General features: G+C 65.3%; 15 protein-coding genes. 14 read left to right on the forward strand and 1 reads right to left on the reverse strand.

Annotated features, from left to right (window positions below; translation table 11 throughout):
• Positions 1-64: 64 nt before the first annotated feature.
• Positions 65-3,433, reverse strand: coding sequence for an amidohydrolase family protein (locus NTZ43_00925; protein ID MCX5765772.1), 3,369 nt, complete (start codon positions 3,431-3,433; stop codon positions 65-67).
• 186 nt (positions 3,434-3,619) lie between these two features.
• Here NTZ43_00925 and larE point away from each other — a divergent pair, with 186 nt between their 5' ends.
• From larE to NTZ43_00995, 14 genes are all read left to right on the forward strand, one after another.
• Positions 3,620-4,465 carry an ATP-dependent sacrificial sulfur transferase LarE gene (gene larE / locus NTZ43_00930; GenBank protein ID MCX5765773.1) on the forward strand — a complete coding sequence of 282 codons (846 nt, stop codon included), beginning with the start codon at positions 3,620-3,622 and terminating at the stop codon, positions 4,463-4,465.
• Complete coding sequence (locus tag NTZ43_00935) at positions 4,465-5,124, forward strand: hypothetical protein (protein ID MCX5765774.1); 660 nt, start codon at positions 4,465-4,467, stop codon at positions 5,122-5,124. The genes larE and NTZ43_00935 overlap by 1 nt, the downstream gene beginning before the upstream one ends.
• A complete protein-coding gene (locus NTZ43_00940; protein MCX5765775.1) occupies positions 5,121-6,488 on the forward strand; it encodes a sigma-54 dependent transcriptional regulator in 1,368 nt (455 codons plus the stop codon). The genes NTZ43_00935 and NTZ43_00940 overlap by 4 nt, the downstream gene beginning before the upstream one ends.
• Positions 6,485-6,928 carry a hypothetical protein gene (locus tag NTZ43_00945; GenBank protein ID MCX5765776.1) on the forward strand — a complete coding sequence of 148 codons (444 nt, stop codon included), beginning with the start codon at positions 6,485-6,487 and terminating at the stop codon, positions 6,926-6,928. Before NTZ43_00940 ends, NTZ43_00945 begins: the two co-directional genes overlap by 4 nt.
• 9 nt (positions 6,929-6,937) lie before the next feature.
• Positions 6,938-8,422, forward strand: coding sequence for an aldehyde dehydrogenase family protein (locus NTZ43_00950; GenBank protein ID MCX5765777.1), 1,485 nt, complete (start codon positions 6,938-6,940; stop codon positions 8,420-8,422).
• Between the two features lie 66 nt (positions 8,423-8,488).
• Complete coding sequence (gene lepB / locus NTZ43_00955; protein MCX5765778.1) at positions 8,489-9,247, forward strand: signal peptidase I; 759 nt, start codon at positions 8,489-8,491, stop codon at positions 9,245-9,247.
• Between the two features lie 90 nt (positions 9,248-9,337).
• Complete coding sequence (locus NTZ43_00960; protein ID MCX5765779.1) at positions 9,338-10,195, forward strand: RNA polymerase sigma factor RpoD/SigA; 858 nt, start codon at positions 9,338-9,340, stop codon at positions 10,193-10,195.
• 90 nt (positions 10,196-10,285) lie between these two features.
• The gene (locus NTZ43_00965; GenBank protein ID MCX5765780.1) at positions 10,286-10,786 is read left to right on the forward strand and encodes a YajQ family cyclic di-GMP-binding protein; all 501 of its coding nucleotides are present in this window, start codon (positions 10,286-10,288) and stop codon (positions 10,784-10,786) included.
• Complete coding sequence (rimO, locus tag NTZ43_00970) at positions 10,787-12,148, forward strand: 30S ribosomal protein S12 methylthiotransferase RimO (protein MCX5765781.1); 1,362 nt, start codon at positions 10,787-10,789, stop codon at positions 12,146-12,148. It begins immediately after the preceding gene.
• Positions 12,145-13,509, forward strand: coding sequence for a SpoIID/LytB domain-containing protein (locus NTZ43_00975; GenBank protein ID MCX5765782.1), 1,365 nt, complete (start codon positions 12,145-12,147; stop codon positions 13,507-13,509). Before rimO ends, NTZ43_00975 begins: the two co-directional genes overlap by 4 nt.
• A 1-nt stretch (position 13,510) precedes the next feature.
• Positions 13,511-14,542: a Gfo/Idh/MocA family oxidoreductase gene (locus tag NTZ43_00980; protein MCX5765783.1), complete on the forward strand. Its 1,032-nt coding sequence runs from the start codon at positions 13,511-13,513 to the stop codon at positions 14,540-14,542.
• On the forward strand, positions 14,539-15,882 hold the full coding sequence (locus NTZ43_00985; GenBank protein ID MCX5765784.1) for a DUF4105 domain-containing protein: 1,344 nt from the start codon (positions 14,539-14,541) through the stop codon (positions 15,880-15,882). The genes NTZ43_00980 and NTZ43_00985 overlap by 4 nt, the downstream gene beginning before the upstream one ends.
• A complete protein-coding gene (locus NTZ43_00990; GenBank protein MCX5765785.1) occupies positions 15,879-17,765 on the forward strand; it encodes a hydantoinase/oxoprolinase family protein in 1,887 nt (628 codons plus the stop codon). The genes NTZ43_00985 and NTZ43_00990 overlap by 4 nt, the downstream gene beginning before the upstream one ends.
• Positions 17,762-19,294, forward strand: a complete 1,533-nt coding sequence (locus NTZ43_00995; protein MCX5765786.1) for a hydantoinase B/oxoprolinase family protein — start codon at positions 17,762-17,764, stop codon at positions 19,292-19,294. The genes NTZ43_00990 and NTZ43_00995 overlap by 4 nt, the downstream gene beginning before the upstream one ends.
• The last annotated feature ends 2 nt before the right edge of the window (positions 19,295-19,296 follow it).

Below are 19,296 nucleotides of genomic sequence, written 5' to 3' on the forward strand. Positions count from 1 at the left end.
AGCGCATTAAACGAAGATGGGGGCGGACCTGAACAGCAGGTCCGCCCCCATCTTCACAGCGCGACTACTGCTTTTCTACCTGCCACCACATCTTCGGCGCCGCCACCTGCCGCGGCCATTCCTCGGCCATGGTGTTGCCGTTGTACAAACGCCCGTTCTTCATCACTTTCGAAATGGTGTTGGTGTTCTTGATGTCGTCGAGCGGATTTTTGTCGAGCACCTGGAGGTCGGCGAGCTTGCCGACTTCGATGGTGCCGAGGTCCTTGCCCACACCAATCGCGTCGGCGCCGTAGGCCGTCGCAACGCGCAACACATCGTAACGCGGCATGCCGCCGCTCGCGATGCTCCAGATTTCCCAGTGCGCGCCCAATCCCTGCAACTGACCGTGGCTGCCAAAGCCCACGCGTCCGCCCGCAGCGACGATCTTTGCCGCCTGCGCCGCAAAGAGTGAGAAGCTCCACGCCGATTCCGACCACCAGCCGGGACGACGCATCCCCTTTTTCTCCACTTCGTCGCGCGGCATGTAGCGATTGAGCTTGGCATCACTCAGAATGTCGGTGTGCTCGTACCAGTAGTTCTCGGCCCACGGACCGCCGTACTGCACGACGAGGGTGGGCGTGTACGTCGTGCCACTCTGCGAGAAGAGCTGCACGGCGTCATTGTAGAGCGGCGCAATCGGGAGCGAGTGCTCGCTACCGGAGTAGCCGTCCATCGCTTCCGTCATGTTCTTCTTGAAATCGAGTCCGCCCTCGAGCGTGGGCGTGAGCCCCTGCTCGCGTGCGGCCATGACGATCCACTGGCGCACCTTGCGGTCGCCGGCCTGGTACTGCTTGATCGTGTTGGTCTTGAAGAATTCACTGTAGCGCTTGAGCACATCGCGCGCGTCATCGAGCGAGCGAATGTTGTCGGCTGCAAACACGCCCGGGCCAGTGGCGTAGATGCGCGGGCCAATCACATCGCCCGTTTCTACGAGATCGCCATACGTGATCACGTCGCTGGTGCTCGTCTGCGGATCGCGCGTCGTGGTGACGCCGTACGCCAAGTTCGCCAGATATTCCCACGGCTGGTTGCGGTGCACGCCGAACGCCGGCCACATGTGCGCATGCACATCCACGTAGCCGGGGAGAATCGTCTTGCCGGATACATCAATTACCTTGGCGCCAGCCGGCACCTTCACGCTGCCACTCGCGCCCACTGCGACAATGCGATTGTTGGTGACCACCACGTCGCCCTTCTCGATGATCTCCTTGCCCTTCATCGTGAGAATGCGGGCGCCGCGCAGGACCACGCTGCCGCTCGGCTTGTCCTTCGGCACGATGACGGTGATGTCGGCGCGATCCGCTTCATACGCCGCCTTGGCCGCCGCACGTGCGGCACCGCCGCCCGCTGCGCCCGCGCCGCCGCTTCGCCCTGCGTTTCGTACCGAGTCCGCGCGCGACGTCGAGTCACGCACGAGTGAATCGGAGAGCGCGAGGTCGTAGTGGAAGTACGACCGTCCCAGCGCGAAGAACACACTCTTGCTGTCCTTGCTCCAGCCAGGGAAGTCGGCGCCGATGCGCGTAATGCGGCGCACGGGCACTGCGGCCGTGGCCGGTGTGCTCAGCGAAATCTGCGGGGCGGTAGCGCCCGCCTGCGGCACCGCCGAAATGATGTACAAGTTGCTGCCGCCAAAGGCGAGCGCGCGCTCGCCGTCAGGCGAAAGCAACAACTCGCTCACCTGACCGCCGCCACCACCGCCGCCGCCAGCGGCGGCCCCGACCGTGGCGCGCAGAATCTGCTTATGATCGGTGCCATCGTAGCGCATCGAGATCAGCCCTTCACCGGGCTCATAGATGTACACGCGCGACGTGTCCGGCCCAAAGTGCGGCTGGCCATAACGCGTGAGCGACGAAATCACCGTCGCCGCACCGCCGGTTGCGCTCACCCACACGAGTTCCACACCGGCCGCTTCGGCGTTGTTGCCGCCGAGTTCGTCCCGGTCGCGTCGTGCTTCACGCGGACCGCGTGCGACCACGAGCCGTTTGCCGTCGGGCGACCACGCGAGCTTGTCGTAGAACCCCGGCTGCGTGCTGAGCTTCTCCGGCTTGCCTTTGCCGTCGGCGGTAATGCGATACAGATCGCCGCCGGTGAGTTCGGCCCACGTCACGTAGGCAATGGACTTGCCGTCCGGTGACCAAGCAGGACTGAACTCGCCGCCGTCCTTGCTCGTGGTCACGCGCTTGGGCGTGCCGTTGGGCAGATCCTGCAGCCAGAGTTTGTCGAGCGCTACAAAGGCGAGCCGCTTGCCATCGGGCGAGGGCACGGCGCTGCGGATCTGGCGCACGGTGAGCGACGAATCGTTGACCGGGTAATCCACCTTGATCGCACCGGCGATCATCTGGTCCACGTCCGCCTTGAACGGAATCATCGTCTGCTTGCCGTCCGGCACGCCAATGCGCCAAATCTTGCCGTGGTGCGCAATGACAATGCTCTTGCTGTCGGGCGTAAAGCTGAATGGCGGCACGAGATCGCGCGTGAAACGCGATTCCTGATCGTCGCGCTGCACATTCGGCGCGAGCCAGCGTTCGTCGCCGGTGGCGAGGTCGCGCAGCCTGAGTGCCGTGAGTGAGTCGTGGCGCGTGGCATACACGAGCCACTTGCCATCCGGGCTCAGTTCAGGACGCATCCCCGAGCCAATGGCGTGCGTTTTCGTGAAGGTCTTGCCCGTCTCACGGTCAAAGGTGCCAATCTGCCAGCCGAGCGACGTCTGGTTGTAGCCGCCGCCGCCGTTGCGAATGGCGCTCCAGATGTAGCGTGCATCTTTGCCGAACGCCGCGCCCACGTAGTTGTTGATGGCCGCGCCACCAGCGCCACCTCCGCGCGCAGCGGTGGCCGGTGCCGGATCGTTGCCGGTCACCTGAACGCCGGCGCCGCCGTCCTTGTGGAACATGAACAAGTTGTAGCCCGCTCCAGCGCCGTTGCGGCTCACCACCACGTACTTGCCGTCGGGCGTCCAGGTGGGGGACACAAAGGTGCGGTTTTCATCGCGCGTGAGCGCACGGGCGTTGGTGCCGTCCGCATTGATCAGCCAGAGTGACTCCGATCCGCTGCGATCGCTGGTAAAAGCGATCGTCTTGCCGTCGGGGGAATATTTGGGCTGACCGTCAAACGCTTGGCCGCTCGTGATGCGCTTGGCCGCGCCTCCTTCCATGGGGATTGTATACAAATCACCGAGGAGGTCGAACACGATCGTCTTGCCGTCGGGCGACACGTCGAGAGAGAGCCAAGTGCCTTCGTCCGTGGTGAACTTGAGCGCCTTGGCGGGCTGTAGCGGGAGTTCCCGCAGGGGGCCGCGGGTGGTGTCGCCGCCGCCGCCGCCGCGCTGGGCGGAGAGGGGGAGGGCAAGAACGAGTGAAGTCGCGGCGAACGCGACGGAACGGAACGAAACGCGCATACGAATCCCGGCCGGGGTAAGGTGAACTTCGGCGAGTTTGGGGGTCTCGTGATTCTGCCGATTATGCCCGGAACTGGCAAGCTGGCCGCCGGGATTCGCGGCCCCGCCGAACGCCCTTTGGTGGCGCCCGCCTCCCCGCCGCCGAGCATCCCCACCGACCCGTCCGTCGCTACCTTTAGAGGAGCTATGACTGTGCCCCCTGTCGAGAAGGAAACCGCCCTCGTCGCTTGGTTCCGCGAACACGGCTCCGCGCTGGTTGGTTTCAGTGGCGGCGTCGATTCCGCGTACCTCGCCTGCGTGGCCGTGAGCGCACTCGGCGCCGACCGAGTGCTGGCGGTGATCGGGCGCAGCCCGAGCTACCCCGCCGAGCAGTGGGCGCGTGCGCGGGAGGTGGCAGACCGCTTTGCCGTGCCCGTGCTGGAACTCGACACCCACGAACTCGACGACCCGCGCTACGCCGCGAATCCGGTGAATCGCTGCTACTTCTGCAAAACCGAACTCTGGTCGCAGCTCCTCCCGGTGGCGCAGGCCCGCGGGCTCGCCGTTGTTGTGGACGGGACCAACGCCGACGACCTCAGCGACCACCGCCCGGGGCGCACGGCCGCTGACGAGCATGGCGTTCGCTCCCCGCTCGCCGAGTTGGGCTTTACCAAGGACGACATTCGTGCGCTCTCCAAGGCGCGCGACATTCCAACGTGGGCGCAACCGTCGTCGCCCTGCCTGTCGTCGCGCCTGCCGTACGGCACGGCCGTCACGCCGCTTCGGCTCGCGAAGGTGGAAGCAGCCGAACGCGCCCTTCGCCAGCTCGGCGTGACCGGCAACCTGCGCGTCCGCTTCTACGGCGACACCGCTCGCGTGGAACTCGACGAGCAAGAACTCGTACACTGGAGAGAGGGCGTGCGCGAACAATCGTTGCGCGCGGCTGTGGCTGGCGCGGGGTTCCGCGTCGTCGAACTAGACCTGCGCGGTTTTCGTTCCGGCTCGCTCAATGGGGCCGCGGCGGATCCGTCCACTGTTGAGGTGCTTGCCTGATGTTCGGCTGCCTTGGGCGTTTGGGCTGTTTGATTGTGGTGGCGATCGTCGCTGCGGCGGGATGGTTCACCTACGACTGGTGGTCGCCCAAAGTCCGCGGCTACTTCTCGTCGTCGGCACCCGCGGCGACGGCCACGAGTTGGCAGCCGCTCACGCCAGAAGGCGCCGAGCGAGCCCGCGTGTCGGTGGCCAAGCTCGCGGTCAAGAATGGTCCCGTGTATGTGAACATTGCGCCCGCCGATCTTGCCGCCTTGGTACTCGACTCCGTGTTGCACGGGTTCAGTCCCGCCGCGTCGGGTGCCGTGGCCATGGCGCGCGACGAGCGGATTTATCTGCGCGCGCAGGTGAGCGTAGGCGACCTCGGTGGCCCAAAGACGCTCGGTCCACTCTCGAGCATGATCGACGGCAAACAAGAAATGACCGTGCGCGGTAAGCTCGACGTTCTCAAGGCGGGGCGCGCGCAGTTGGTGGTCGATGAAATCTCGCTTGGCGAACTCAAGCTCCCCGCCGCTGTTATCCCCAAGCTCGTCTCGCGCATCGGTATGGCGCAGCGCGATTCCACCTACGCGCCCACCGGCATTCCGGTGCACGTGCCGCGCGAACTCGGCGATGTGCGCGTCGCCAAGGGTAAGGTGACGCTGTACAAGGTGGTGCCATGAGTCGGCGCGTGTTGGTGGTGGACGACGAACCGGGCATCCGCGCCGCGCTCGCGCAGCTGCTCGAGTTTGAAGGCTACGAGGTGCATGCCGCGGCCAATGGCACCGAAGCGCTCGCCGCGTACCAACAGTGGCGTCCGCATTTGGTGTTCTTGGATGTAAAAATGGCCGGCATGGACGGTCTCGAAACACTCAAGAAACTGCGCGAGTACGACAGTGCCGCCGTTGTTGTCATGATCAGCGGGCACGCCACCATTCAAAATGCCGTCGAAGCCACGCAACTCGGCGCCTACGACATTCTGGAGAAGCCGCTCGACACCGACCGCATTCTCGTGACCATGCGCAATGCCATTGGGCGCATTGATCTGGCGGAGGAGAACGAACGTCTCAAGGCCACCATCGAGAGCCGATACGAAATGGTCGGTCGCTCGTCGGTGATCGGCGCGCTGATCGACAAGATTGACAAAGTCGCCGAGACCACCGCGCGCGTGCTGATCACGGGCGAGAATGGCACGGGCAAAGAGTTGGTGGCGCGCGCGTTGCATCGCGGGTCGTCTCGCGCCAAGAAGCCATTTGTCGAAGTGAACTGCGCGGCCATTCCCAGCGAGCTGATTGAGAGCGAACTGTTTGGCCATATGAAAGGCTCGTTCACCGGTGCCATTGCCGATCGGGCGGGGAAGTTCGAGCAGGCCGACGGTGGCACGCTCTTCCTCGACGAAATCGGGGATATGTCGTCGTCGGCGCAGGCCAAAGTGCTGCGCGTGTTGCAGGACGGCGAAGTCACGCGCATTGGTGGACAGAAGTCGCGGAAGGTGGATGTGCGGGTGGTGGCCGCCACCAACAAAAAACTCGAAGACGAGATTGCCGCCGGCCATTTTCGTGAAGATCTCTATTACCGGCTCAATGTCGTGCCCATGCACGTCGCGCCGCTGCGCGAGCGACGCGAAGACATTCCGTTGTTAGTCGAACACTTTCTGCTGCAGTTCGCCAAGCACGATGGCGTGGCGCCGCGCACCATCGACCCGGTCGCCGTCGACCGATTGGCCGCGCTCGACTGGCCCGGCAACGTCCGCGAGTTGCGCAACACTATCGAGCGGCTCGTGATTCTCGGCTCCGGTTCACGCATTACGGTCGTCGACGTTGATCGCCTCGGAGGCGCTCGTGCCGCCGCCACCGGTGGCCTTGGCGGTTTGGAGTCGTGCAAGACCTGGGATGAGTTTAAGCTTGCGGCCGAACGGGCCTTTCTCGAAACCAAGCTGCGCGAAAACGACTGGAACGTCACGGAGACCGCGCGTCTGCTCGATATGCCACGCTCGAATTTGTATAGGAAGATTGAACGCCACGCTCTCCAGAGGGACGGCGCATGACCGAGCGCGACTGGGACGCCGAAATGAAGAAGATCGACCGACAGCTGGAGTCGGTCTCGGACGAGGCCTTGTTTCCATCCAAAGCCGCTCGCTCCCCTGTGGAGCGCGCGCAGGTGCAGGAAACGCAGCGCACGACCTCAACGCTCGGCGTGTTCTTCAGACTCTCCCTGAGCGTGGCGCTGGGCGTAGCGCTGGTGTTCTGGCCGTACAGTGCGCGCTGCGGGCTCGGCCTGGCCGGGTACCTCGCTGCAACGACGGTGTTGGTGGTGGCCGGCGGATGGTCGGCCATCTGGACCTGGCGGCATCGCACGGCCCGCGGGCATATGCTTTCATTACTGCTATTGCTGTGGGGGTTGGTGCTCACTGGCATCGACGTACTCCCCCGCGTCGGCTACGCCAAGCCGACGGCGAATCACCCGGCCTTCTGGGCCTGCTCCTAACTTCCCATCATGACAACGACCTTCAAGAATTTTATTGGCGGCCAGTGGGTGGCGCCGTCCACCGGCGAGTACCTCGACAATGTGAACCCGGCCGACACGCGTGACCTCGTCGGCAAGTTTCCCAAGTCGGGTGCGGCCGATGTGCAGGCAGCAGTCGAGAGCGCCAAGCGCGGCTTCGAGCTCTGGAAGCGCACGCCGGCACCCGCGCGCGGAGACATTCTGCGTCGCGTGGGCGACATCCTCGCGGCACGCAAGGATGAACTCGCCGATCTTATGACGCGCGAAATGGGGAAGCCCATCGCCGAAACCAAGGGCGACGTGCAGGAGGGGATCGACACCGCGTACTACGCCGGTGTCGAAGGGCGCCGTCTTTTTGGGCACACCGTGCCCAGTGAACTGAAGAACAAATGGGCGATGAGTTTTCGCCGGCCCATCGGCGTGGCCGGGCTCATCACACCGTTCAACTTCCCGATGGCGATTCCCACCTGGAAAATGTTTCCCGCTCTGGTCTGCGGAAACGCCGTGATCTTTAAGCCGGGCGAGGATGTGCCGCACGCCGGCACCGTGCTCGTCGAGGTATTGCTCGAGGCCGGCCTCCCGCCCGAAGTCATTCAGCTGATTCACGGCGACGGCGTGGCGGGGAAGGCGATGGTGGATCACCCCGATATTCCGCTCATCTCATTCACGGGCTCCACGGAAACCGGCAGCCGAGTGGGCGAAACGTGCGGGCGCATGCACAAGCGCCTCTCGCTCGAAATGGGTGGCAAGAACGCGCAGACCGTACTCGATGACGCCGATCTCGACTTGGCGCTCGAAGGCGTGCTGTGGGGCGCCTTTGGCACCACCGGGCAGCGGTGCACCGCCACGAGCCGCCTTATTCTGCAAGAAGGCATTCACGACGCTTTCCTCGCCAAGCTACAGGCCCGCGCCGCCAAGCTTGTTCTGGGCGACGGCCGCAAGGCCGGTACCGACGTGGGTCCGCTCGTGCATGCGGAGTCGCGCGCGAAGGTTGAGCGCTACGTGGAAATCGGCAAGAAGGAAGGTGCCACTCTATTGATGGGCGGTGCGCGCGCCACCGGCGGCGCGCTCGATCACGGCTTCTTTTTTCAGCCTACGATCTTCACCAACGTGAAGGCCGGCTCGCGCCTCGACCAAGAAGAGATCTTTGGCCCGGTCCTCAGCGTCATCAAGGTGAAGGATGCCGCCGAAGCGTTCCGCGTGAACAATGGCGTGAAGTACGGGCTCTCGAGCTCGGTGTACACGCGCAACGTGAACATCGCCTTCCAGGCGCTCCAGGAACTCGACAACGGCATTACCTACATCAATGCCCCGACGATCGGCGCCGAGGCGCACCTCCCCTTTGGCGGCGTCAAGCAGACCGGCAACGGCCACCGCGAGGGTGGGTGGGAAGTGTACGAGTTCTACTCAGAGACGAAGGTCGGATACGTGGACTACTCCGGCGCATTGCAGCGGGCGCAGATCGACAATTACTAGGAGCCTCGCGTCGCGCGGACGCGCCGGATTGACGGCGCCGTCCGTGTGGCGTACTTCTATGATCCCATGACGGACCCCACACCCGATCTCGAACTCGTCACGCCAGCACGCGAACGCCGCCGAAAGCATCCGGCGGTGGTCGCGCTTCGCGCGCTGTTCGACTGGGCCAAGTCGCTGTCGCTCGCGCTGGTGCTCTTTTTTCTGGTGCGCGCGTTTTTGGTGGAGGCCTTCAAGATCCCGACGGGAAGCATGGAAGGGACGCTCCTCGTGGGTGATTTCCTCCTCGTGAACAAGCTCGTGTACGGCGCGGAGGTGCCGCTCACCGGTCGCCGCCTGCCAGCGCTCCGTGAACCCACGGTCGGCGACATTCTCGTGTTCCAGTGGCCCGTGGATCCCACGGTCAATTTTGTGAAGCGACTCGTCGGGGTGCCGGGTGACACGCTGTCGATGGTGGACGGGGTGCTGTTCCGCAACGGCAAGCCCCAGTGGGAGCCCTATGTGTCGCGCATCGAGCCAGATGCCGATCCGGCGGCGGAAGAATTTCGTTGGCAGCGCGAGTTTTTGGTGCGGCACGCCACCGCCTCTCCGTCGTATCATCCTTCGCGGAACAACTGGGGCCCGCTTGAGGTGCCCACCAAGCACTTCTTCGTCCTCGGCGACAACCGAGACAATTCGCTCGACAGCCGATACTGGGGCTTTGTGGCCGATTCGCTGGTGCGCGGCAGTCCCCTGATGGTGTACTACAGCTTTTCGCCAGATAGCGCCACGAACTTCGACTGGTTCCGCCGCGCCCGCTGGCAACGGATTGGCGAGCGGGTGCACTGACCTTCCGCTTGCAGGTTGCACGCTCCACATTCTTGTCGACAAGCGCGGATCGGAACCGACGCGCAGAACGCACGCAGCACCGGAGTGTCAATGGCTGGTGTGCCGCACAAGCGACACGGCTATGAAGAAGGATCGCTCGACCAATACCTGCGCGACATCAGCGTCTACCCGCTGATCACGCGGGAGCAGGAGGTCGAGCTCGCCACGCGGATTCGCGCTAGCGATCAAGAGGCGCTCGACACCCTCGTGCGCTCCAACCTGCGGTTTGTGGTGTCGGTCGCCAAAAAATATCAGAATCAGGGCGTCTCGCTGAGCGACCTCATTAATGAGGGGAACCTCGGACTCATTCGGGCGGCCCATAAGTTCGACGAGACCAAGGGGATCAAGTTCATCTCCTACGCCGTCTGGTGGATTCGGCAGGCCATCCTGCAGGCGCTGGCGGAGCAGAGTCGTATTGTGCGGGTGCCGCTCAACCGGGCCGGCACGCTGCACCGCATCGGCAAGCGCGCCAGCGCGCTCCTGCAGGAGTTGGGGCGAGAGGCTACCAACGCGGAAATCGCCGAGGGGATGGAGCTGAGCGAGGAAGAAGTCGCGAAAACAATGTCCATTTCGCAGATCCACCTCTCGCTCGACGCCCCCATGTCGCCGGGGGAGGACAACCGGCTCCTCGACTATCTCCCCGACACCCTAAACCGCACCCCGGACGAGGAGACCTTCGACAAGGCCCTCACGGAGTCGATCCACCAGGCCCTGGCCGGGCTCAAGGAGCGAGAAGCGAAGATCCTCCGGCTATATTTCGGGCTGGACGAGTCCGAGCCCATGACCCTTGAGGAAATTGGCGCGGTGCTCAACATCACCCGGGAACGGGTGCGGCAGATCAAGGAGAAGGCGCTCTCCCGCTTGCGGCATGTGTCGCGGGCGCGGGCGCTGGAATCGTACCTCGGGTAGACGGCAACCGGCGCGGTGCGGCCGATGGCAGTCTTCCGACTGCTGTCGGCCGTTGTGTTTTCATTCGCCCCTTTTCGCCCCCATTCTGCCATGGCCAAGGACTCTTCGTTTGACGTGACCACCGGCGTAGACCTCCAAGAGGTCGACAACGCCGTCAATCAAGCGCAAAAAGAAATCGCCCAGCGCTTTGACTTTAAAGGCGCCGAGGTGGAGATCGAGTTCAAGCGCGCGGACGGGATTATTAATCTCACCGCCGACAGCGACATGCGCATGCGCGCGCTCTGGGACGTAGTGCAGGGCAAACTCATCAAGCGCGGCGTCCCCGTGTCGAATCTCGACGTCGGCGAGGTCAAGCCTGGCGGCGGCGACATTCTTCGGCGCGAAGTCACACTGAAGCAGTCGCTCGACAGTGAAACCGCCAAGAAGATCGTGGCCGCCATCAAAGAGCAGAAATTCAAAAAGGTGCAGGCGTCCATTCAGGGCGAGCAGGTCCGCATCGCCTCGCCCGACAAAGACATGTTGCAGGGCGTCATTCAGTTTCTGCGCTCCGGCGAATACGGCGTGGCACTCAACTTCGGAAACTTCCGCTAGATGCGCGTCGCCCTCGTTACCCTCGGGTGTGACAAGAACACCGTCGACTCCGAACGCTACCTCGCCCAACTCGTCGATCACGGCGCGGTGCAGGTGGACGACGCCGCCGACGCCGAGTTGATCATTGTGAACACGTGCGGGTTTATTGATGCGGCCAAAGCCGAGTCGATTGACGCGATCGTGGCGGCCGGGCGCATGAAGAGCGAGGGCGCGGCGCAGGCCGTCGTCGCCGTCGGGTGCATGGTCGAACGCCACAAGGGCGAGCTCGAAGCCGCGCTCCCCGAGGTGGATTTTTTCCTCGGCGCCTCGGAGATGGAGCAGTTGGTGCCGCGTTTGCTCGAACGCGGGCTCATTGGCGATTCCGTCACGCAGCACCCCGGCGTGCGGCTCTACGCCGGCGGCACGCCGCATGTGCGCTATCTCAAAATCAGTGAAGGGTGCGACCACGGCTGTGCGTTTTGCGCGATCCCCCTGATGCGTGGGAAGCACCGCTCCTTTGCACTCGATGAGATTGTGCGCGAGGCGCAGCTCTTGGAGCTACAGGGCGCGCGCGAAGTGAACCTCGTGGCGCAGGATCTCGCGCACTACGGGCGCGATCGGCAGGACAATCTGCGACTCCCCGATCTGCTCGAGGCGCTCGTGCGCGAGACCTCCATTCCGTGGATTCGCAACATGTACCTCTACTCGGCGGGGATCACACCGCGGCTGCTGGAGGTCATTGCGCGCGAACCGCGTATTGTGCGCTATCTCGATATGCCCATTCAGCACGCGTCCGACGCCGTGCTCGAACGCATGCGGCGTCCCGAGCGCGAGAAGACCATTCGCGAGAAAGTCGCACGCTTCCGCGATGCCGTGCCCGAGTTGGCTATTCGCACCACCTGCATTGTCGGTTTCCCTGGCGAGACGGACGACGATTTTCAGCGGCTCTGTGATTTTCTCGAAGAAATCAAATTCGAGCGCGTCGGTGCTTTCACCTACTCGGCGCAAGAAGGCACGCGCGCGGCGGAGATGGTGGACGACGTCCCCGACGAAGTGAAGCGCGACCGTCTGGAGCGGCTCACCGAGCTTCAGCGCGCGATTACCGCCGAACGGTACGAGAGTCGCCTTGGGCAGCGCGTGCTGGCCCTTTCCGAAGGCGATCGCCGCGCACGGTTGCCCTGGCAGGCCGACGATATTGACGGGCTCACCTTGCTCGATGCCGATGTGCCGGTGGGGGCGTTCGCGGAAGTCGAGGTAGTGGATGTCGTGGACGATTACGATTTCGAGGCGCGCGTGATCACGGTGCTCCCCACGCCGGCCGCGCCGGCCGTGCGGAGTGGACGGTCACTGCCCGTGACGTCGGTCGGGAGCTTCGGCCGGTGAGGGGAGTGCGTGGCGCGGCCTGGATTGTGGCAGCGCTGCTCGTGGGATGCGTGGGAAAACGCGTGCGGGAGCCGGAGCAGCGGCCACCGCTGGTGTCCGCCCCCACGCGTGCGCCGATGGCCGACACGGCGGTGCGCCCCGTCAACGACATGCCGCTCGACGACGCCCCCCGCGCGCGCATGGATGGCCCTCGCGACGTCCGTGTGGCGCTCGCCACTGCTGCCCAGGGCGCCTCGCTCGATGCCACCGGCCCGTGGCGGCTCTTCGACTCCCGCAACGCCGTGCTCGTACGGGCACGCGCGGGCGATGGCTGGAATATTGAGCGACGCGGGCGCCAGATGCGCGCCATTTCTGCCGCGGGCGGAAGCACGCCTTGGACCGATGGGCCACTCACCCTGCGCACGGACCGCGACGACGCATTCCCGCTCTTCACGCAAAAGCGCTATCGCGGGTCGCTCCGTTTTGTGTCCACCGACAGCGCCATGCTCGTGGTGAACGTGCTCCCTGTGGAGGCATATCTCCGGGGCGTCGTGCCAATGGAGATCGGCGGTCCGCGCGCCCCAAATGAGCAGGCCGCGGTTGAGGCGCAGGCCATCGCGGCGCGCAGTTATACCTACATTCGCATCATTGCCGCGCAGGAGGGCGCTACGCGCGGCGCCAACTACGACCTCCTCCCCACGGTGTCCGACCAAGTGTATGGTGGCGCCGACGCCGAACGCCCGTTTTCCGATCAAGCGGTGGCATCCACCAATGGCCTCGTGATCACCTACAACGGGCGCATCGTCAACGCCCCCTACCACTCGGCCTGTGGGGGCGAGACGGCCGCGCCCGACGAAGTCTGGCGTTCCACCAATGAGCCATACCTCAAGCGCGTCAGTGACCGGGTCCCCGGCACGACGGACCGCTATTACTGCGACCCCGCCCCTCGCTTTGCCTGGACCCGGACCTTTACCGCCGACGAACTCGACGCCGCGCTCCGGGCGCACCTCAAGACCTACGCTGCCGTGCCGGCCGGCGGACCGGGGCGGGCGCGCTCCGTCAACGTGGATCAGCGCACCCCCAGCGGACGCGTGGCGCGCCTGTCCATCGTCACCGACCGGGGAACCTTCACCCTGCGCGGGAACGACATTCGCTACGTGCTCCGCCTTCCCGGTGGCGAGATACTGAACAGCACCTATTTTATGATTGAGAGCGAAACGCGCACGGGTTCGCTCTCACGCCTCGTCGTGCGGGGCAACGGGTACGGTCACGGCATCGGAATGTGCCAATGGGGAGCCATTGGACGTTCGCGCGCTGGACAGTCGGCCCGCGCTATCCTCTCGACGTACTATCCGGGGACATCCATTGGTACGGTCAACTGACGTGAAATCGAGTCCTGGCATTGTCGCGGTCCGGCCACCGGTTCGCGTGGCACTCATCGGACTTGGCGCGATCGCGCAAACGGCGCACTTGCCGGTGCTCTCCAAGATGCGCGGCGTGCAAGTCGTCGCCCTCTGCGATAATGATGCCGGCAAGGCGCGCGCCCTCGCGCAGCGCTTTAACGTGCCCAACACGTTTACCGACATCGAGTTCCTGCTGGAGTCCGAAGCCCTAGACGCCCTGATTGTGGCGACGCCCAACCACCTGCACGAACCGCATGCGCTGAGCGCCCTGCGGGCCGGCGTGAATGTGATGGTCGAGCGGCCGCTCGCGCTCAATTCGCGCGGTGCCGAACGCTTGTTGGCGGCGGCCAAGAAGGCGGATCGCAAACTGTTCGTGGCAAACAACCAACGCTTCCGCAGCGACGTGCAACTGCTCAACTCCTTCGTGCAGAGTGGGGAACTGGGGCGTCTGCACACCGTGCGTGGGGGTTCGTACCGTCAGCGCACCACGATGGCGCCGTGGCGCCTGCGTCGTGCGGAGTCGGGGGGCGGAGCGTTTCTTGAGCATGGCCTTCCGTTGCTTGATCTGGCCGCGTGGGTCTCAAACTTTCCCGATGCGGTGCGGGCAAGTGCGTCGATGACCCGCGCGCGCGGTGCCAATACCGTAGAAGACGCGCTGTTCGTCTTCGCCGAGCTCTCTGGCGGCATCAACATTACGATTGACGTGAACTGGGACTACCTCGGTGGCGAAGACCGCTGGTGGTTCGAGGTCATCGGTACCAAGGGGAGCGCGCGTCTCTCGCCGTTGCGCATCGTCAAGGAAATCCACGGCAAAGCCACGGATGTCTCTCCCAGTGGCGCCGCGCAACGTGAGAGCCCGTTTATTCAGTCGTATCGCGCAGAGTTGGCGCACTTCGTGGCCGTGTTGCGCGACGAAGTGCCCTACGAGTCGCCGGACGATCAGGATAAAGTCTACTGGGCGATCGAAGGCATTTATCGCGCAGCTGAGGACGGCAAAGAGATTCGCCTGTGACCCTCGCGCGCCGGCTCGCCGCGTTGGCGGCGTGTGCGCTGGCGTGGCCGGTTGCTGCCGCGCACCATGGGCTGACGCGAAGTAGCGTGGCAGAGGCGCAGAGCCCCGCGCGCCCCGCCGTGCCGCGCATGACCGCTGGCGCTACTGGCGCCAGTGCCGCCGCAGACCCGGCCACTGATACGCTGCTCGTGACAGTGCTCACTATGGGCCCTGGGGACGAACTCTACGAACGGTTTGGCCATCAGTCATTGCGCATCCGCAATCTGCGCACGGGCGTGGATTCGGCGTACAACTGGGGAATGTTCGATTTCGATCAGCCCCATTTCTATCAGAACTTCCTCACCGGCAATACGCTCTATTGGATGCAGGGCTATCCCACCGTGCCGCTGCTGACGGCGTACCGCAGTCACGGCCGCGCGGTGTGGGAACAAGAGCTGGACCTCACGGCACAGGAAAAAGATTCCGTGCTGCGCTTCATCCAATGGAATGCCACCGAGGCCCATAAGTGGTACCGGTACGATTACTACCGAGACAACTGTGCGACGCGCGTGCGCGACCTGCTCGATGGCGTACTGAACGGCGCGTTTCACGCGGCGATTGCCGGCCAGTCGCACGGGGTGAGCTTCCGCAGCGAGACCATGCGTCTCTCGGCGGCATACCCCACCACCAATATTGCGATGGACTTCGCCCTCGGTGCCCGCGCCGATTCGGCGCTGTCGGCATGGGACGAAATGTTCGTGCCGATGCGTCTGCAGGAATGGTTGCGTGTGGCGCAGGTGCGGCGCGCCGATGGAACCGTGCGCCCGCTCGTCCGCAACGAACGCGTCGTGCTGGATAGCGCACGCTTTGCCGACGGACCGCAGCCACCGTCGTATACGCGGCCCGCCCTCGTCATTGGTTTTGGGCTGGCGCTGGTGATCGTGCTCTTCGGTGCGCGCACGTACCGTAGCGTGGCCGCGCGCTGGAGCGTGGGCGTCATCGGAGCGCTCTTCCATCTCGTCGCGGGCTCGATGGGCATCATCGTCGCGGTGCTTGGCACCTTCACCAAGCACGTGTATATGGCGCAAAACGTCAACGTACTCCTCGGCACCCCCGCATCGCTCGCACTCGCGTTGCTCTTGCCACTCTCCCTCGCGGTGGGCGCGCCACGTCGCGTAGTGGTAGCGTCGAGGGCGCTCTCGGCGTTCACGGCGGGCGCTGCGATCATCGCGCTCGTGGCCGCGCTCACGCCATTTTATGCGCAACGTGATGGCGCTCTCCTGCTGATCATGGTCCCGCCGCATCTGGCACTCACCTGGGGGCTGCTGCGCGCAACCCGCTTTCCGCGGGACGTGGCATGACCATCTCCGTTGGCATTGACGTCGGCGGCACCTTCACCGATCTCGCGTCGGTGAATGCACAGGGGCTGGTGGAGACGCGCAAAGTCCTCTCGACTCCCTCCGATCAAAGTGAAGGCGTGGCCGCGTCGTTGGCCGCGCTTGGCGTATTGCCCGCGAGTGTGACGCGCGTCGCGCACGGCACGACGGTGGTCACCAATCTGCTCCTCGAACGCCGCGGCGCGCGCGTCGTGCTCTGCGCGACCGCCGGCGCGACGGATCTTCTCGAGCTGCGGCGACAAGAGCGCGCCGCGCTCTACGATCTCTCAGCGCAACATCCGCCGTCGCTCGTCGCCGTCGCCGATGTAATTGCGGTGCAGGAGCGGCGCGACGCGCGCGGCGTGCAGTTGGCGCTCACCGATGCCGAAGCGCACCGCGTCGCCGAGGCGGTGGCGGCGCTCGCCCCAGACATCGTGGTGATCTCACTGCTCCACGCGTACGAAGACGATGCGCACGAGCAACGGCTCGCTGCCGCCATCGCAAAACGGCTGCCGGGAATTGAGGTGGTGTGCAGCGCTGCGGTCCTTCCGGAAATTCGCGAGTACGAGCGCACCGCGACCGCCGTCGCCGAAGGATATGCGAGGCCGCGTGTGGCCACCTATCTCGAGCATCTCTCCACCCGGCTCGCGCAGGGCGGCTTTCCTGCGCCCGAGGTGATGACGTCCGGCGGCGGCATGCGCACGGCGGCCGAAGCGGCGTCGGCGGCAGCCTCGCTCGCACTGTCTGGCCCCGCCGGTGGCGTGGTGGGTGCCGCGGCGGTGTTGCAGGCCGCAGGGCTCGACCGCGCACTGACCATCGACATTGGTGGCACCAGCGCCGATGCCGGACTCATACTCGACGGCGAACCGCTCGTGGAACCCGGTGGCGCCGTTGCCGGCGTGCCGATTGCATTGCCGCGCGTGCTCGTCGAAACCGTCAGCGCCGGCGGTGGTAGCATCGCCTGGGTGGACGACGGTGGCGCGCTCCGCGTGGGACCGCGGAGCGCCGGTGCGGTACCTGGGCCGGTGGCGTTCGGGCGCGGGGGCACGCAGCCCACGGTCACCGACGCACATATTGCACTCGGAAATCTCGATGCCTCGCGGCTCTCCGGCGGCGTGCAGCTCGACGCGGCCGGCGCCAAGCGTGCCATCGCAGCGCTCGCCGCAACATTGGGCGCCACCCCAGAGCGCACCGCCGCGGCCATTGTGTCTATTGCTGACGCCGAGATGGCGCGCGCGCTGCGACGTGTAAGCGTGGAGCGCGGCATCGATCCGCGCAGTTGCGCACTGGTCGCCTTCGGCGGAGGCGGGCCGTTACATGCATGCGCGCTGGCCGATCTGCTGGGTATGCGCAGCATTCTTGTGCCGCCCTACGCTGGCGTACTGAGTGCGCTCGGACTCGCGATTGCTCCGGAACGTCGTGACGCGGCCCGCAGTGTCATGCGTGCGGTGGACACGCTCGACGCCGCGTGGTTTGCCTCCACACTGCCCGCACTCGCCGAACGCGCGTCCGGTGGCCGCACCATGGCCCGTCACAGCTGGCACGCCCGCGTGCGCTACGCGGGGCAAGGACACGAACTCGACGTACCGTGTATGCCCTCCGATGATGGGAACGCACTCGCCGCTCGGTTCTCCTCAATGCATCAATCGCGCTACGGGTTCGTTCTTGACCGCGCCGTAGAAATGGTCGCGCTCCGCGTCGCAGCCATGGGGAATGCCGTGCCCGTCCGTTTTGAGGGAGCCGCCGAGATCGCCGAGCCCATGCACGGACCACGCGTGCTCACCCTTGCCGATGCCACCATGGTGGTCGCCGCTGGCTGGACCGCGCGCGCTCTCCCCATTGGCGGTTGGATGCTGGAGCGCGCATGAGCGACCACTTCGATCCGCTCGATCTCGCCGTGATGGCGCATGCCGTCGCGATGATCGCCGAAGAGATGGGGACCGTGCTCGAGCGCGGCTCACTCTCGCCAAATATTCGCGAACGGCGCGACGCATCGTCCGCGCTCTTTGATGCCGGTGGCCGGATGGTTGCCCAAGCGGCGCACATTCCCGTGCACCTCGGCGCCATGCCCGAGTCGGTGCGCGCCGTGCGCGCGCGCGATCCCGAGCCGGGCGACGTGTTCATTCTGAACGACCCGAATCACGGCGGCTCGCATCTCCCCGACCTCACGCTGGTTGAGGCCATCGCCCACGACGGCGATGTGGTGGGCTACGCGGCCGTGCGTGCGCATCACGCCGATGTCGGCGGCATTAGCCCAGGCTCAATGCCGCAGGGCGCCACGGAGCTGGTGCAGGAAGGGCTCATTCTTCCGCCGACCCGTTTGGCACGCGGTGGCGAGACCGACCACGATATTCTCGCGCTGATTTTGGCGAACGTGCGCACCCCAGCGGAACGGCGCGGCGATCTCGCGGCACAGCGCGGCGCGTGCGCGGCCGGTGCCGCGGGCTGGCGCGCCTTGCTTGCGCGCGAGGGCCCCGCACGGCTCGCCGCGGCTACCAGCGCATTGCTCGATTACGCCGAACGCCGCGCGCGCGCACGACTGCGCGAAATCGGCGACGTAATAGGGCAGGCCGAAGATCAACTGGAGGGCGACGGGGCCAGCGACACGCCGGTTCCGCTCCGCGTGAAGATCACCATTCGCGACGGCGCGCTCTCGCTCGACTTTGCGGGAAGTTCACCACGGGTCCGAGGAAATGTGAACGCGCCGCTCGCTGTCACGCGATCGGCCGCGCTGTTCGTCCTGCGCTCCTTGCTCGAGGACGACGTTCCCACCAACGAAGGGATCGCGCGCGCGATTGGCATTGTCACGCCCGATGACTGCGTCCTCAACGCCAAGTGGCCGTCGGCGGTCGCGGCCGGGAACGTCGAGACCTCGCAACGCGTCACCGACCTGCTCTTTGCCGCACTCGACGACGCCGGTGTCGCCGTGCCCGCGCAGGGGCAGGGCACCATGAACAACATCACCTTTGGCGGCGCGGGGTGGACCTTCTACGAAACACTCGGTGGTGGCCAAGGCGCGAGCGCCAAAGGTCCGGGACCGAGTGCGGTCCACGTGGGCATGAGCAATACGCGCAACACGCCCATCGAGTCGCTCGAGCGGAGCTATCCCATTGTGATTGATGAGTACGCGGTACGCCGTGGCTCCGGCGGGAATGGTGCGCACCGCGGCGGTGATGGCGTTGTACGTCGCTATCACGTGCTGGAGCGATGCACGGTCACGTTGCTCACGGAGCGTCGCGCACGCGCGCCGCGCGGTGCACACGGCGGCAGTGACGGGCTTACCGGGCGCAACCTGCTGAATGGCACGGCGCTACCGGCCAAGTGTCGCGTGGAGCTGCAGCCGGGCGATGTGGTCACCATCGAAACGCCTGGCGGCGGCGGCTGGGGCGCCGCCTAGAA

The sequence above is a fragment of the Gemmatimonadota bacterium genome, assembly GCA_026387915.1.
Taxonomy (GTDB): domain Bacteria; phylum Gemmatimonadota; class Gemmatimonadetes; order Gemmatimonadales; family Gemmatimonadaceae; genus Fen-1231.

What these genes read in the sequence shown, in the direction of transcription:
- lepB (MCX5765778.1), top strand. Translation starts at nt 8,489, where the DNA reads ATGACGGACCCCACACCCGATCTCGAACTCGTCACGCCAGCACGCGAA.
- NTZ43_00940 (MCX5765775.1), top strand. Translation starts at nt 5,121, where the DNA reads ATGAGTCGGCGCGTGTTGGTGGTGGACGACGAACCGGGCATCCGCGCC.
- NTZ43_00995 (MCX5765786.1), top strand. Translation starts at nt 17,762, where the DNA reads ATGAGCGACCACTTCGATCCGCTCGATCTCGCCGTGATGGCGCATGCC.
- NTZ43_00945 (MCX5765776.1), top strand. Translation starts at nt 6,485, where the DNA reads ATGACCGAGCGCGACTGGGACGCCGAAATGAAGAAGATCGACCGACAG.
- NTZ43_00965 (MCX5765780.1), top strand. Translation starts at nt 10,286, where the DNA reads ATGGCCAAGGACTCTTCGTTTGACGTGACCACCGGCGTAGACCTCCAA.
- larE (MCX5765773.1), top strand. Translation starts at nt 3,620, where the DNA reads ATGACTGTGCCCCCTGTCGAGAAGGAAACCGCCCTCGTCGCTTGGTTC.
- rimO (MCX5765781.1), top strand. Translation starts at nt 10,787, where the DNA reads ATGCGCGTCGCCCTCGTTACCCTCGGGTGTGACAAGAACACCGTCGAC.
- NTZ43_00990 (MCX5765785.1), top strand. Translation starts at nt 15,879, where the DNA reads ATGACCATCTCCGTTGGCATTGACGTCGGCGGCACCTTCACCGATCTC.
- NTZ43_00925 (MCX5765772.1), bottom strand. Translation starts at nt 3,433, where the DNA reads ATGCGCGTTTCGTTCCGTTCCGTCGCGTTCGCCGCGACTTCACTCGTT.
- NTZ43_00935 (MCX5765774.1), top strand. Translation starts at nt 4,465, where the DNA reads ATGTTCGGCTGCCTTGGGCGTTTGGGCTGTTTGATTGTGGTGGCGATC.
- NTZ43_00960 (MCX5765779.1), top strand. Translation starts at nt 9,338, where the DNA reads ATGGCTGGTGTGCCGCACAAGCGACACGGCTATGAAGAAGGATCGCTC.
- NTZ43_00950 (MCX5765777.1), top strand. Translation starts at nt 6,938, where the DNA reads ATGACAACGACCTTCAAGAATTTTATTGGCGGCCAGTGGGTGGCGCCG.